The 13,934-nt window shown below is 63.5% G+C and carries 15 protein-coding genes and 2 pseudogenes; 6 read left to right on the top strand and 11 right to left on the bottom strand.

Annotation, left to right across the window (positions count from 1 at the left end; translation table 11 throughout):
- On the bottom strand, nt 1-216 hold a 216-nt coding region (locus tag D573_RS15030), incomplete at its 3' end, for a leucine zipper domain-containing protein (RefSeq protein WP_196800928.1).
- 734 nt (nt 217-950) lie between these two features.
- A pseudogene (locus D573_RS13955) lies at nt 951-1,265 on the bottom strand (lipid carrier--UDP-N-acetylgalactosaminyltransferase); the annotation flags it as partial.
- 56 nt (nt 1,266-1,321) lie between these two features.
- Between D573_RS13955 and D573_RS0113565 the strand changes: the two are divergent.
- Both D573_RS0113565 and nadS read left to right on the top strand, forming a co-directional pair.
- Nucleotides 1,322-1,657 carry a type II toxin-antitoxin system RelE/ParE family toxin gene (locus D573_RS0113565; RefSeq protein WP_026287998.1) on the top strand — a complete coding sequence of 112 codons (336 nt, stop codon included), beginning with the start codon at nt 1,322-1,324 and terminating at the stop codon, nt 1,655-1,657.
- Nucleotides 1,657-1,941 carry a NadS family protein gene (gene nadS, locus D573_RS0113560; protein WP_018939110.1) on the top strand — a complete coding sequence of 95 codons (285 nt, stop codon included), beginning with the start codon at nt 1,657-1,659 and terminating at the stop codon, nt 1,939-1,941. The genes D573_RS0113565 and nadS overlap by 1 nt, the downstream gene beginning before the upstream one ends.
- Nucleotides 1,942-2,319: 378 nt before the next feature.
- On the opposite strand, the gene D573_RS0113555 is transcribed toward nadS, so the two are convergent.
- The 3 genes from D573_RS0113555 to D573_RS0113545 all read right to left on the bottom strand — a co-directional run bounded on the left by D573_RS0113555 (nt 2,320) and on the right by D573_RS0113545 (nt 5,070).
- Complete coding sequence (locus D573_RS0113555) at nt 2,320-2,829, bottom strand: AlpA family transcriptional regulator (RefSeq protein WP_018939111.1); 510 nt, start codon at nt 2,827-2,829, stop codon at nt 2,320-2,322.
- Between the two features lie 585 nt (nt 2,830-3,414).
- Complete coding sequence (locus D573_RS0113550; RefSeq protein ID WP_081618771.1) at nt 3,415-3,966, bottom strand: sugar transferase; 552 nt, start codon at nt 3,964-3,966, stop codon at nt 3,415-3,417.
- Between the two features lie 576 nt (nt 3,967-4,542).
- Entirely contained in the window at nt 4,543-5,070 is a 528-nt protein-coding gene (locus tag D573_RS0113545) for a hypothetical protein (RefSeq protein WP_018939113.1), read from the bottom strand.
- An 816-nt stretch (nt 5,071-5,886) separates the two neighbouring features.
- On the opposite strand from D573_RS0113545, the gene D573_RS0113540 reads away from it, so the two are divergent.
- The 4 genes from D573_RS0113540 (at nt 5,887) to D573_RS0113520 (ending at nt 7,996) form a co-directional block, all read left to right on the top strand.
- A complete protein-coding gene (locus tag D573_RS0113540; RefSeq protein ID WP_018176938.1) occupies nt 5,887-6,114 on the top strand; it encodes a hypothetical protein in 228 nt (75 codons plus the stop codon).
- Nucleotides 6,111-6,509, top strand: coding sequence for a type II toxin-antitoxin system VapC family toxin (locus tag D573_RS0113535; RefSeq protein ID WP_018939114.1), 399 nt, complete (start codon nt 6,111-6,113; stop codon nt 6,507-6,509). The genes D573_RS0113540 and D573_RS0113535 overlap by 4 nt, the downstream gene beginning before the upstream one ends.
- Nucleotides 6,510-7,202: 693 nt before the next feature.
- Nucleotides 7,203-7,601: a nucleotidyltransferase family protein gene (locus D573_RS0113525; RefSeq protein ID WP_018939116.1), complete on the top strand. Its 399-nt coding sequence runs from the start codon at nt 7,203-7,205 to the stop codon at nt 7,599-7,601.
- A complete protein-coding gene (locus tag D573_RS0113520; RefSeq protein WP_018939117.1) occupies nt 7,586-7,996 on the top strand; it encodes a DUF86 domain-containing protein in 411 nt (136 codons plus the stop codon). The genes D573_RS0113525 and D573_RS0113520 overlap by 16 nt, the downstream gene beginning before the upstream one ends.
- A gap of 103 nt (nt 7,997-8,099) precedes the next feature.
- On the opposite strand, the gene D573_RS0113515 is transcribed toward D573_RS0113520, so the two are convergent.
- The 6 genes and pseudogenes from D573_RS0113515 to D573_RS14625 form a co-directional block, all read right to left on the bottom strand.
- Nucleotides 8,100-9,044 carry an SDR family oxidoreductase gene (locus tag D573_RS0113515; RefSeq protein WP_018939118.1) on the bottom strand — a complete coding sequence of 315 codons (945 nt, stop codon included), beginning with the start codon at nt 9,042-9,044 and terminating at the stop codon, nt 8,100-8,102.
- 172 nt (nt 9,045-9,216) lie between these two features.
- Nucleotides 9,217-9,984 (bottom strand): glycosyltransferase, encoded by a 768-nt coding sequence (locus tag D573_RS0113510; RefSeq protein ID WP_018939119.1) that lies wholly within the window; start codon nt 9,982-9,984, stop codon nt 9,217-9,219.
- A gap of 71 nt (nt 9,985-10,055) precedes the next feature.
- Nucleotides 10,056-11,216: an ATP-binding protein gene (locus tag D573_RS0113505; protein WP_018939120.1), complete on the bottom strand. Its 1,161-nt coding sequence runs from the start codon at nt 11,214-11,216 to the stop codon at nt 10,056-10,058.
- A gap of 50 nt (nt 11,217-11,266) precedes the next feature.
- Nucleotides 11,267-11,733, bottom strand: a pseudogene (locus D573_RS0113500) (transposase).
- A 193-nt stretch (nt 11,734-11,926) separates the two neighbouring features.
- The gene (locus D573_RS13950; RefSeq protein WP_231367877.1) at nt 11,927-12,991 is read right to left on the bottom strand and encodes a glycosyltransferase family 4 protein; all 1,065 of its coding nucleotides are present in this window, start codon (nt 12,989-12,991) and stop codon (nt 11,927-11,929) included.
- Between the two features lie 266 nt (nt 12,992-13,257).
- On the bottom strand, nt 13,258-13,818 hold the full coding sequence (locus tag D573_RS14625) for a sulfotransferase domain-containing protein (protein ID WP_155984867.1): 561 nt from the start codon (nt 13,816-13,818) through the stop codon (nt 13,258-13,260).
- Nucleotides 13,819-13,934 lie beyond the last annotated feature (116 nt).

Raw genomic sequence — 13,934 nt, 5'->3', positions numbered from 1 at the left:
CGGCGTTCGACGCGGCTGACGCCGAGGCCGGGAAGAACGATCCAGGAGGCCGGCAGGGCCCGCCTCCTGGAACCGTTGCACCCAGCGGCGCACGACTTTCGGGTCCACGTCACAGGCGCGGGCCGTGGCTCGAATGCTCCAGCCTCGATCCACGACACAACGGACCATCCGCTCTCGACCGCGCGGTCCAAACAAGGCATTTTGGTGAAGGTTCACGGGGCGTCCTCCTTGGAATGGCTAAGTCGGCAAACTCAGCATCCTTCGGAGTCGCCCCGTGGACAACCTATTGAGAGATCACATCTAGGGAGACGCTGATTGAATCGCGCGTCCGCGCTCGAGTCGCTTTTGCGTGCGAACAAGGCGCGGTGACTGCCGTGCAGTCACTCTGCACAAGGGAACCGCAACGCTGTTCGCGCACAAAAGCGGCCGAGCCCCTGCTTTCAATGGCTTGTGGGGTTGGTGCCCCCTGTTCCCCGATCCTGCGTTGCGCCGCTTGCGGGTAGAACCACTACCCGCTGCACGCCGCGCCTTGTCTCGGAAAACAGGGGGCACCAACGCGGACGTGCGATTCAATCAGCGTCTCCCTAGGCGAGTGGTACGACACGCACCGTCCATGGAGTATATCGCATTTTTGCTATCTTCCTTCGCCATCCATGGCGTAATACCGCCCCCCAAGCCACAGCGCCCCCGACCCCGCCATCCCGGCCGCACCACCACCCCGTCATCCCGGCCGCAGCACCACCACTACAACGTCATCCCGGCCGCAGGGCCGCCCCACCTCGTCATCCCGGCCGTAGCGCAGCGAAGAGCCGGGATCTCCCACGTCGAAGACACACCAAACGCCAGTACCACCACCCACGCCAGAGATCCCGGATAACCGCGACGCGGTTTCCGGGATGACGACGCATAGGACCTGGCTGTGAGGTAGTGCGGTAACCCACACTCCGACCCTACGGCCGAACCCGATCCCCCGATCCCCGCCCCAGCACCGTCAACACCAGATACCGGAAATATGCCCAAACCGTCAGCGCATCCAGCATCTGCCGGTCCACCTCGGCCAGTTCGCGCGGCGTGGACATATCGATCCCGCGAATCTGTACCAGCCCGGTAATCCCCGGTCGCACATCCAGCACCCCACGCGATGGCCGCTCCTGCAACAGCTCTTCCTGATTAAACAACCCCGGCCGCGGCCCCACCAAGCTCATCTCGCCCTTCAGCACATTCCACAGCTGCGGCAGCTGAGCCAGCTTCGTCTTGCGCTGGAAGTGGGCCCATGCGTACTCTGTACACTAGCGAGAACCGGCATAAGGATATGCCTCAAGTGCTCCATGCCATTGAATTAATTGAAACTCCAACGTTCACCCGGCAATCTCAGACGATCGCCACGGATGATGAACTGAAAGAACTCCAGTGCACTCTGATCGCCCAACCCGACAAAGGCGACCTGATCCAGGGAACGGGAGGATTGCGCAAGATCCGCATCGGGTTGGGTCAACAAGGCAAGCGGGGCGGCGGGCGCGTCATCTACTTTCTGGCGAGCAAGGAGATCATCTACCTGATCCTGGCCTACCCGAAGAATGCGAAAGACAACCTCACCGCCACCGAAAAGGCGGCCCTGAAAGCACTAACCTCACGGCTAACAGAGGGAGCTCCCTGATGAACATCTACGACGAACTCCAGACATCACTACAGGAAGCGGTCGACATCAAGCAGGGCAAGAAAGCGGCCAGCCGCGTCACCCGCCACGAAGTGGCGGACGTGAAGGCCATTCGCGCCCACTTGCGCGTTTCCCAGGCGGAATTTGCCAAAGCCATGGGAACGAGCCTCGACACCATCAAGAGCTGGGAAGCCAAACGCCGCAACCCCACCGGACTGGCTGCCAAGGTCCTCGCTACCATCCAGGACAACCCGAGCTTCTTCAACGAAATCGCCGCGCACTGACCCGAGCGACGCCAGGAACCTCCGCATCCCCCGTAGGAGCCCAGCCCACTGGGCGACGGGCCCCAACCAACACCCCCATCGCCGAGAGGCCCGTCTCCGACACGGCCCAGAGCCACTGCAGCCACATGCCCCCTGTAGGAGCGGGCTCGCCCGCGAAGCCCCCGCCAAAGCCCGAAAACCACCAACTCTCTCCACCCTGACGGGCCGCTCCGGGCCCCCTCCGGTCATCGCCAGGAGCAAAGCAACGCCGCGACCTCCAAGGGCGACCGCACAGGCCATCCCATTACCTCACCGTAGGGCCCTACCCCATCACGCCGGCCGTGGTGGAACGAAGAGCCTGTATCGCGCCCAGTCAGGCGAACGTGGCGCGCGCTACCGCTACCCGGCCACCGCATCGTCAGGACGTCGCAGCCGCGCGGCCTCGCGGGCCACATTCACCTGCATGCTCTCCCGCGCCACTTCGTGCAAAGTTGGATCAACGGTGCGCCCCTGGCGATCAAACCACTCCAGCACATCCGCCAAGTGCCACAGCGACGAATGCCCCTCGTGCAGCGGCAACGGGAAGCTGTCCCGGTGAGTTTGCACCAGCTTGCGCATATTCTGCCGGGAAAACTCGAACAGATCGGCCATATCGGTCACGCCCACGAGATCCGGCGCCGCCTCCACCAGACGGGCCTCTGGTATCGCATTGCGTACATCACGAATCGCACTGCCCACCGCCTCGCGTGCCGCGCCTGCCTCGCGGACAAAAGACAGCGCGAGCCGACCTTTCTGGCCCGTACCGATCAGGGCATCATCGCAGCCACCCTCAAACAACCGGCCCTCTAGCGTCTGCCGATCCAATCCCTCCGGGATCGCGAATTTCAGCGTGAACTCGTATGCGCTCATGATCGCTCCTCTTCACCGACACGGCCTCCGGTACACCCCTCCACCACGCGGCGAATCTGCCCTGCGTGGGAGGACGGGTTCCTCGGTGTACTCCAGACGCTCACGATGCAGAATTCTCCACAACGGCATTCCCGTTCATTCCAGGGGCAATACAACCGCGCCCAGGCATGACCACCAGCCATCTCGACCCGCCAACCATTGGCCTCGGCATGGGCCACAGCCGCTTCAACGTCCTTGTTGGGATGTCGTCGCCTGCCCATCTCTCTCCCTGTGAAACTAGCCCTAGGAGCAATGGTTGTCAACTGACAACCATTGCTCGCCATATCCCTGTTAACCTAGCCGAAGCCCCACCACCAGCTCGTCGTCCCAGTCGCAGCACCCCCACTCGATCATCCCGACCGCAGGCCTCACACTCTGTCATCCCGGCCGTAGCGCAGCGAAGAGCCGGGATCTCCCCCGCCGGACCAACACCAAACGCCAGTACCACTACCCACGCCAGAGATCCCGGATAACCGCGACGCGGTTTCCGGGATGACGGCGCATGGGACCTGGCTGTGACGTAGTGCGGTAACCCACACTCCGACCCTACGGCCGAACCCGGTCCCCCGATCCCCGCCCCAGCACCGTCAGCACCAGATACCGGAAATATGCCCGGACCGTCAGCGCATCCAGCATCTGACGGTCCACCTCGGCCAGCTCGCGCGGCGTGGACATATCGATCCCGCGGATCTGTGCCAGCCCGGTAATCCCCGGTCGCGCATCCAGCACACCGCGCGCCGCCCGCTCCTGCAGCAGCTCTTCCTGGTTGAACAACCCCGGCCGCGGCCCCACCAGGCTCATCTCGCCCTTCAGCACATTCCACAGCTGCGGCAGCTCATCCAGCTTTGTCTTACGCAGAAAGCGCCCCAGGGGTGTCACCGACGAGGCCTCGGCCAGATGCGTCGCCACCGACGCCGTATCCGGCCGCATCGTGCGGAACTTCACCAGCACAAAAGGTCGCTGATAACGCCCCACCCGCTCCTGCCGAAACAGCGGCGATCGCGACTCCATCCAGCCCAGCACCCACAACACCAGCAACACCGGCGCCGCCACCACCAGCCCCAACACCGACAACACAACATCCAGAACCCGTATCAAAACACCCTCATCCTTATCGCCAAATGTGGAGCCGAGCCCTCTCGGCGAACACCCGAAAAAGCCCCGTCATCTCGACCACAGCACCCTCACCGTCATCACGACGAGGAAAGCGAAGCGGCGATCTCCAAGTTCAACCCCCAAAGCCGGCCTTACCTCAATCGTGGGGGCGACCCTGGCCGCGAAGCCCCCGCCAAAGCCCGAAAACCACCAACCCTCAACGCCGCAACGTTCCCACCACCCACCGCGCTACCACCACCTGGTCATCCCGGCCGCAGCGCAGTGGAGAGCCGGGATCTCCCACGCCCACATCACCCCCAAAACGAAAAATCCCGAGCAACCGCGACACGGCTCCCGGGATGCTCATTACTCATACCACTACACCGACTCACAGCAGCCTCCGCACCGAACTCCAACCCTGTTCTGGGCCTATTGTGGGAACGGGCTCGCCCGCGAAGCCCCCGCCAAAGCCAGAAAACCACCAACCCCGGGGAAACAGTGCTCCGCGCACACAGCCGCCCCGGGCAAAACTTGCACGCCAGTCAGGCGCAGCCAGCGCGTCGATGGATCAATCCCTGGTTAGGCAGGCGGACCGGTTTCGGCCGAACGCCGGGCTCGCTCCAGAATCCGCGGCGCAACGAACAGCGCCACCATACCGAACAGGTCGAGTGTCCCAATAATGCCAGCCGCAACCGCACTGAAGGGCGCAATCGCAACCGCCGCACCCAAGCCCGCAACCGCAATGATCACTCCATAGCGTTGGCCTCGGCGGTCTTTTTCGATAGCGCCTTCCAGGCCGCGCTCCCGCACTCGGTGCGCGTGCATCTGCTCATCCACCGCCATCTGCACGATGGCGCGGCGAGTCGGCTCGTCAAAACGATTCAAGAGATCAGGGTGCGGCAATGGTCCGCTATATGATTCATGCCGCGTTGCCGCCATCACCAGCTCCGGTGGCCCGGCAACCAAAAGATCGGCGAGCCGCCGTTGCTCCTCCGCCGACAGGGAACCGGCCTCCAGCCTGTCCACCAATGCCACGAACGTACCGCCACTTTCGCTGGCGGCATCTGGCGGGTCCTCAGGTAGGCCCTCCGTCGGCCGATCGCTCATCCGTCATCTCCCTTCCCTGGCTGGATTCCACGCGCTCAATCCCTGCGCGCAACCGATCGCCCGCATAGGCCCAATGCAACGCCATACGCTGCTGTAGGGAACCAGCGGGCATAAATGCCGAGTAATCATGCGAAGGCCAAAAGTCCATCACCGACCCGGCGGCCAGCCACATCCTTCCAGTACTTCGCTGTCTCGTCTTCACCTTTTCACCACCATTGCTTCGATACCTGCCACAAGCCCATCTTGGCCCAGCCCGCCGCCACGTACAAATGCACCCGCCCCACCATCCACAACCCGCCCTCGCACCCGGCGTGCCCCCTACATTGTGGGAGCGGGCCTGCCCGCGAAGCCCCGCCAAAGTCCGAAAGCCACCAATCACACCCTCATTACCAGGAGACACCCCAACCACCCCGTCATCGCGAGGAGCCAAGCGACGAAGCGATCTCCAGAGCCAACCCACGCGGCCGATCCATCATCGGCGGCCGCAGCACCACCCCGTCATCCCGGCCGTAGCACCACCCCGCCCCGTCATCCCGGCCGTAGCACCACCCCGCCCCGTCATCCCGGCCGCAGCGAAGCGAAGAGCCGGGATCTCCCACGTCAGGAAAACACCAACGCCAGTACCACCACTTACGTACGAGATCCCGGCTCTTCGCTTCGCTGCGGCCGGGATGACAGCAGGACCGCAAGCCAGCAGCATAGGGTCTTCGAACCCCCAGCAAGGGCATTCCCGGTACACCCAGTAGTCACGGAACGATTGGCCAGGCGACACCCTCGAACATATAATCCCACTTATATGCCTAGCAGGAGGAACGTATGGGCCAAGTCACCATCTACCTCGACAATGACCACGAACAGCGCCTCAAGCGCGCAGCCCAATCGGCCGGCATCCCCGTCAGCCGCTTCGTCGCACGGCTGGTAGAAGAAAACACCCGAACCGAGTGGCCCGACTCCGTCCGCACCCTGGCCGGTCAATGGAATGACTTCCCCACGGCCGAGGAACTGCGCGACACGCCCCCGGACAGCCCCCGCGAAGCGCTGTGAAATACGCCCTGGACACCAACACCCTGATCTATTTCTTCAAGGGTCACGGCAAGGTCGCCGAAAGCCTGCTGGCCACAGCACCCTCCGACGTCCTCGTTCCCGCCATGGTGGTGTACGAGCTCGAAACCGGCATCGCCAAGTCCAGCGAGCCCGAAAAACGCCAAAAGCAGCTGGCCGAGCTACTCCATGTCGTCACCGTCCTCCCGTTTGACCGACCCACCGCCAGCCATGCCGCCCGCATACGCGCCCACCTCGAGCAACAGGGCACACCCATCGGCCCCATGGACACACTGATCGCCGCCACTGCCCTGGCCCACAACGCGACCCTCGTCACCCGCAACGTGGCCGAGTTCCAACGGGTCCCCAGTCTCCCACTCACCGACTGGTTCACCTGACCCACAAGCCCCTCCGGCCATCCCGACCACACCCCACTACAACCCGTCATCGCGAGGAGCAAAGCGACGAAGCGATCTCCAAAGCCAACCCCCGCAGCCGATCCATCATCGGCGGCCGCAGCACCACCCTACCCCGTCATCCCGGCCGCAGCGCCACCACTACAACGTCACCCCGGCCGTAGCGCAGCGAAGAGCCGGCATCGCGCACGGATGGGATTCCACAGCCACTGTGCTATCACTGGACGGTGGAGATCCCGGATAACGGCTTCGCCGTTTCCGGGATGACCCGGGAGGTTAATCCTGCGGGGCGACGGAGCAGGCAGTCTCCGTGGTAACCCCTTGCCGTCATCCCGGCCGCAGCACTACCCCACCCCGTCCTCCCGGCCGCAGCGCCACCCCAAATCGTCATCCCGGCCGCAGCACTACCCCACCCCGTCCTCCCGGCCGCAGCGCCACCCCAAATCGTCATCCCGGCCGTAGCGCAGCGAAGAGCCGGGATCTCCCACGTCAGAGAAACGCCAAACGCCGGTGCGGCCACCCACGCCAGAGATCCCGGGTAACCACTCCACAGTTTCCGGGATGACGGCCAACAACAAAATCCTCCCCGCCCCAGTGTTGCCTCTACCAAGGAGACGCCAATCGCCCATGAATGCGAACGTGCACATTCAAAGACATCTCCCTACACTGGGATGCATGAGCCATCCCACCGAAATCGATCGCATTCGTGCCGTGTTGCGACACCATCACGAGCTGGAGCTAGCCATTCTGTTCGGCTCCCTGGCGAGCGGAAAAATGCATCCACATAGCGATGTCGACCTCGCCGTCAGCTCGGGCGCGCCGCTTCCAACCACCACGCGCATCGCGCTCATCGAAGAAATTGCCTCCACCACCGGTCGTCCCGTGGACCTTGTAGACCTCACCCAGGCCGGCGAACCCTTACTGGGCGAGATCGTCACACGCGGCATCCGCCTGACCGGACAAGACGAGGCCCACGCCCGCTTCCTCACGCGCCACTTACTCGACCAGGCCGATTTCTCCCCCTACCGCGACCGCATTCTGGCCGAACGGAGACAAGCGTGGATCGCCGGGTAATCGAACAAAAGCTCGAAACGCTCCGCTATTGCGTCCAGCGGGTCGCGCAACGTTGCCCGGACGACCCCAACAAACTCCAGCAAGATCCGGATACACAGGACATCATTGCCCTGAACCTTTCCCGTGCGGTGCAACAATGTGTCGACATTGGAGCCCATCTCGTGACCGCGCTCGAGCTACCACCTCCGGACACCATGGGCGAGACATTCGACCGTCTCGCTGAAGGCGGCATCATTGAAGCGAGCCTGGCCGACCGGCTCAAGAAGGACGTCGGCTTTCCCAACATCGCAGTCCATAACTACGAGCGCATCAACTGGGAGATCGTCCACGCCGTGTGCTCACGCCACCTCGACGACTTCCGGACCTTTGCACGCACAGTCAACGAGCGCCTCTAACGCGTCACGCTTCAACCAGGTGCAACCATCGATTCGCACGAGCAGCCCCCGTAGGAGCGGCCTTGGCCGCGAAGCCCCCGCCAAAGCCAGAACACCACCAACGCTACCGCCGCAACGGCGCCACCGCCCGCCGCAACCCCTCATCCAGCGGAACCGGCGGCACCCACCCCAGCACCTCCCGCGCCTTCGAAGCATCCACCTGCAACGACCCCAGCAGCCGCCGCGCCATCTCCCGCTTGCCCAGCGCCGCCGCCCCAGCCCGCAACAACCACACCGGCACCGACACCAACCGCGCCGGCCGCTCCAGCGCATCCCCCACCTTGCGCAACAACCCGGCCGTGGACACATCCTCCCCATCCGCCACCAGAAAGGTCTCCCCCGCCGCAGCCGGATGGTCCAGACACGTCACTATCAGATCCACCAGATTATCCAACGCCACCAGACTGCGCCGGTTCTGCGTCACCGCCCCCAGCGGCAACGGCACACCCTTGTTCACCCAGCACAGCAGGCTGCCAAAATTCCCCGGCGCCCCCGGGCCATAAACCAATGGCGGCCGGATCACCACCACCTCCATGCCCGTCTCCGCAGCCACTTTCCAAAGCCCCTGCTCCGCCTCGTACTTGGAAACCGCATACGGCTCCTGCGGCGCTGGCGCATCCCGCTCCGTAAACGGCCGCTGGGACACGTTCCCGTTCACCCCCACCGAGCTCACAAACAAAAAGCGGCGGACCCCAGAGTCCGCCGCTTGTCGCGCCAACCGCAATGTCCCTTCCACATTCACCCGCCTGAACGCCTCCAGCGGATCCGCCGCCGGCTCATCCAGCACATGCGCCCGCGCCGCCAGGTGCACCACCGCCTCCAGCCCCCCGGGCAAGCCGACCTCCCCCCCGAACGCCTCCAGGGGCCCCAACGCCCATTCCTCTCCAAACAGGCCACGACGCTCCCGAACTCCAGCCACCGGCATCCAGCCCGAACCATCATCCGCGAGACGACCGACCAGATCCTTCCCGACAAAACCGGACGCCCCCGTCACCAGCACCCGGCCCATCAAAGCCCCCACATCACCGTCAACACACACCCCTCATGCGTAACACAAACACCGTAGGAGCGGGCTCGCCCGCGAAGCCCCTGCCAAACTCTGGGAACCACCCAATCCGGCCCAGCCCCCTGCGGGCGCCCGCCCCCGGGCGAGAACGCCTTCAACACCAACGCGGCCTCAATCACCCACCCACCGGATGCAGCCACCCCAACCGCCGCGCCACCCGCGGCAAATGATTCCGCACTGCAGCCCGCCCTGTCTGATGCGCCAGACAATACGCCGACCGCACCCGCGACAACCCCTCCAGCTCCCGATACACCCGCCAGGTGTATCCCGCCGTCGTCAGCTTGTTGGAAGAAACCGACCCCGACCGAACGGTATACCGCACCAGCGGCTCATTCAGCCCGTGCGCAAACTCCACCCGTTTCAGCAGCCGAAGCCAAAGCCCATAGTCCTGTCGCCGATCGATCAGCGGCATCTCCACCTTGCCGAAAAACCGGGTATCGTACATGGCCGTGGAGCAACCAATGTAGTTCGTCTTCAGCAGTTCCTCATACCCGACCCGCTCCGGCACCCCGGCCACAGCCAGCCGGTTTCCCTGCTCATCGAACCGCTCCATCGCCGTAAAGCTGAACACCGCGCCCTGCTCCATCAACGCCACCTGCCGCGTCAGCTTCTCCGGCGCCCAGGCGTCATCACTGTCCAGGAACGCGATATACCGCCCGCGCGCCTCCCGAATGCCCGCATTCCGTGCTACCGCCGGCCCGCCATTGCGCTCCAGGCGCAACACCCGAATCCGCGCATCACCCGCCGCCAGCGCCTCCACCCGAGCCACCGAGTCATCCGTGGAAGCATCGTCCACCACCAGCAGCTCCCAGGCCGCCAGCGACTGCCCCAGCACCGAACGCACGCCCGCCTCAACCCGATCCGCCGCGTTGTGCAGCGGCATCACCACAGAAACCAGCGGCGTGGCCGAATCCTGAGAAAAAGGGGACAGCCCCCTGTATCCACCTTTATCCACTACACAATCTCGCCAACCCTTTCCCAGCCCAGCACCCGCACATCCTTCCGCTGGTGCTCGCCCTCGCCCCCGTAAATCAGTGTCGGCGAACGGGCCATGTCACCGGCCAGCGCGATCCAGCGCTCCAGCCCGGTGAAGAAATCCCGGTTCAACGTCTGCCCGGACTTGATCTCCACCGGCATCAGGCCACCCGCCCACTCGATCAGCAGGTCGACCTCATTGCCATTGCTGTCCCGCCAGAAGTGGAAAAGCGGCGGCTCGCCGCGATTGAGAAAGGCCTTGCGCAACTCCGAAATCACGTACGTCTCGAACACCTGCCCACGCAGCGGATGCACCACCAGCTGTTCCGGCGTCTGCACCCCCAGCAGCCAGCACAACAACCCGGTGTCGTGAAAATACAGCTTCGGCGACTTGATCAGCCGCTTGTTGAAATTCGCATGGTGCGGCCGCAGGAGAAACAGTACATAGCTGGCCTCCAGCACCGAGATCCACGCCTTGGCGGTGTTGTGGGTAATACCGCAATCGGTCGCAAGGGATGAGAGGTTCAACACCTGACCACTGCGCCCGGCACACAGCCGCACAAAACGCTGAAAGGCGTCCAGATCCTGCACCTGCAGCAACTGGCGCACATCCCGCTCCACGTACGCCGTCACATACGCCGGAAACCACTGACGGGGAGAAACCGGGCGGTCATACAATGCCGGGTAACCACCGGTGAACATCATCGCATCCAGAGCCGATGGCGCCTGTCCGGCTCCCACTAACTCGGCATGACTCAAGGGCAGCAGCTCCACAAACGCCGAACGCCCGGCCAGCGACTGCGAAATCCCCGACATCAACCCGAACTGTTGCGACCCCGTGAGCAGAAACCGACCCATGCGGCCATCGCCGTCCACATGGGTCTGCAGATAGGAGAACAATTCCGGTGCCCGCTGAACCTCGTCCAGCACCGCCCCATCGGGGCACTGCGACAGAAACCCGCGTGGATCATCCAGCGCCAGCGCACGCACATCCGGATCTTCCAGGGAGCGATAGGGCCGATCCGCCATCACCTCGCGCGACAGCGTCGTCTTGCCGGACTGGCGCGGCCCCGTGACCGTGACGATGGGAAAGCCGCTCAACAGCTCCCGGACCAGTGTTTCGGCAGTGCGCGGTATCATGCGCGTACCCTACCGCCACTTATGCACATTGGCAATTTCTTTTACATTTTTCATACATCCGTCATGCGCGGGCGAGCCCGCTCCCACAGAACCCCGGGCCCGGACCACCACCGCGTAAACACCACCCCCGCAGGAGGCCAGCCCCCTGGCCGATCACCCAGCTCCACCTCGTCCACGAACCGCGGGTTGCCGGTGAGCTGGCCGCGCTGGAGGGCCTCGCGCATCAGCGTCAGCTCCTGCTCCGGCACGCCCTGCTCCACGAACCGGGCATATAGCGCGCGCCGGTCGGCTTCGCGATGCGCCAGGTCCGGGTACGCCGGATCCGGATCGATCCAGCAGTCCTCCTCGCCCGGCCCCAGCAACAGGTGAACATGGTTGGCCATCAGGCAGTACGCATACACCCGAATCTCCAGCGCACTACTTAGCTCCCGCAGATCCTCCAGGTACCGCTCGTAGTCCTCGCCCCGGCAAACACCACCTGCCGGTTATGTCCCCGCTGCACCACATGGTGCGGCATATGCGGCAACACCACTCGCGCCATCCTTGGCATGCCTTCCCTCCCTGGTCATTCCTCCCGACCGCCCCATCCATGCAGCGGAAAATAAATCTGTCCCGGTTTTGGTTTTGCGGTTTTGGGTCCGTCCGGTTTTGGGTCCACGATGCCCTTCAGCGGACGAACACCTCCCCGGTATCCTTCGATGAACCAAACACTAGCGCAGCAGGCGTTCGTACAGGGCCAGGAGCTTCTCCGCCTCCGGCGCCCAGCTGTACTGGCGTTCCACTGCCTCGCGGCCGCGCCGACCCATGGCTTCGGCCTCTTCCGGGTGGGCCAGCAGCCACTCCATGGCCTCGGCAATCGCGGCCGAGTCCTGCGGATCGACCAGCAGGCCGCATCCGGCGCCGTCCACGATCTCCCGCCACAGCGGGAAGTCCGAGGCGATCACCGGCAAGCCCGCCGCCATGTATTCGAACATCTTCACGGGGTAGGCATCCGGGTAGTTCTTGGTGGGATGAAGCACCACCAGTCCCGCCCGCACGTTACCCAGGATCGCAGCCACCTCCGGGCGCGAGGCCCAGCCATGAAACACCACCCGCTGCCAGCCCGGCAGCCCGGCCAGTTCGTCGCCGTGGGTGGAGGGCGAGAACCCGCCGGCCAGTTGCAGCCGACATGCGGACTCACCCACGCGCCCCGTGGCCTCCACCATCTCCCGCGACCCGCGTATGCCCGTAATCCCACCGACATAGGCGAAGTGCGGCGGGCGCTGCTCGTACGGCACCGGGTCCGGCGCCACCAGCTCGGCCAGGATGGGGAAGTTCTGCACTGTAACGGTCTTGTGATCCGGGAAGCGCCGCGCGATGGTCGGTGTGGCAGCAACGACACCGTCGAACACCCGCCCCGCCAGCCACTCGAACGCTTCCGCCGCCCAGGCCACCGGCCGCCGCAACCACGCCGAAATCCAGTGCTTGCCCAGGATCTGCCGGGGCACGTCCTCGTGCACGTCATACACCACCTTAATGCCCGACAGCTTCAAGGCCAGCCCCACCGGAATCAGCTCCGGATCATGGAAATGCGCCACCCGCGGCCGAGCCGCGCGCACCGCCCGGTACATCCGCCAAGCCCCCCACACCATCCGTCGACCACGACTACCTAGCGGCGATCCCGTATTAACCACCTCAACGTTCGCAGCTTCATCACATTCGGACCCCTTCCCATCCTGAACATACAGCCCGACACCCCCGCCAAGACCTTCGGCAAGCGAAGACGCCTCCTTCACCCGGATGCGCGTATCACCCCGCGGATGCACGGTCGTGAAGTGGATGATCTGTGTCATCGCCCGCCACCGTCATGTATGAGCACATCACTGTGCATCGCCGTCAATATCTTTGATTCCCTTTCCCCAAAGAGTCCGCATACTCGTTCCTAAAATCCCTGACGCAGCGCGGCACGCTCGGTTTTCGTTAAATTAGCTATCAGGTCTCGCCCGGTCATATACATCGTCGATAAAACAGGCACTCATGTATGCTCACAATCGAATTACTGTCATCGGTCAACCTTCCTGAAGCTATCAAATATTTTCCCGAACCAGAAACCGGCAACCCTAGGTCGGGAATAACGCACAATCTCGAACCCAAACTGATACAGGCGCTTTTTGGATTCCCTTAACTGCAGGTTGTCACATGAAATTCTCGATTTGCCCCAATTCGCCTCGTATCCGAAGAACTCACTGACTTCTTTCGCGCTTCTCGCCGGCCCTTCATAGCCCATAGCGACGAGAGCTTCATGATTCAGCGTTGCATTGTTTAATAAACAGGACACCGCATCAGAAATGGCACCAGCCTCCGCGTGTGTTTTGATAATTTCCCCTTGGGGTTCGAATTGCCACTTCGACGCTGCTCCGGACGTTGCCTGAATCGTGGGATCCGAACCTGTTCGCTTGGAGGTGCGCCGGGCAACCATGGCGTCCGCTTCGCCATCGTCCTGCACATCAAGAAAACGACAAAGGTCTTTTGAGACATCAAGCGGGTTAGTAGTTAAGTCTTCGTACCGGACTATCAACACCCGACTTCCAAACGATTCTTTGACATTTTGTGCAAAATTCATCTTCGAAAGCCAACGTGCGACACCTAGGGAAACACTGATCAATGGGCCTGCATCCGGCTCGGTGCCCCGCCGAAGCGTTTTGGAAGGGCACTGGGGCCATTACGGCCGGCCTGGGC

Origin of the sequence: Thioalkalivibrio sp. AKL9 (assembly GCF_000377825.1) — a bacterium.
Classification (GTDB): domain Bacteria; phylum Pseudomonadota; class Gammaproteobacteria; order Ectothiorhodospirales; family Ectothiorhodospiraceae; genus Thioalkalivibrio; species Thioalkalivibrio versutus.
This window is presented reverse-complemented; position numbering and strand designations above follow the sequence as displayed.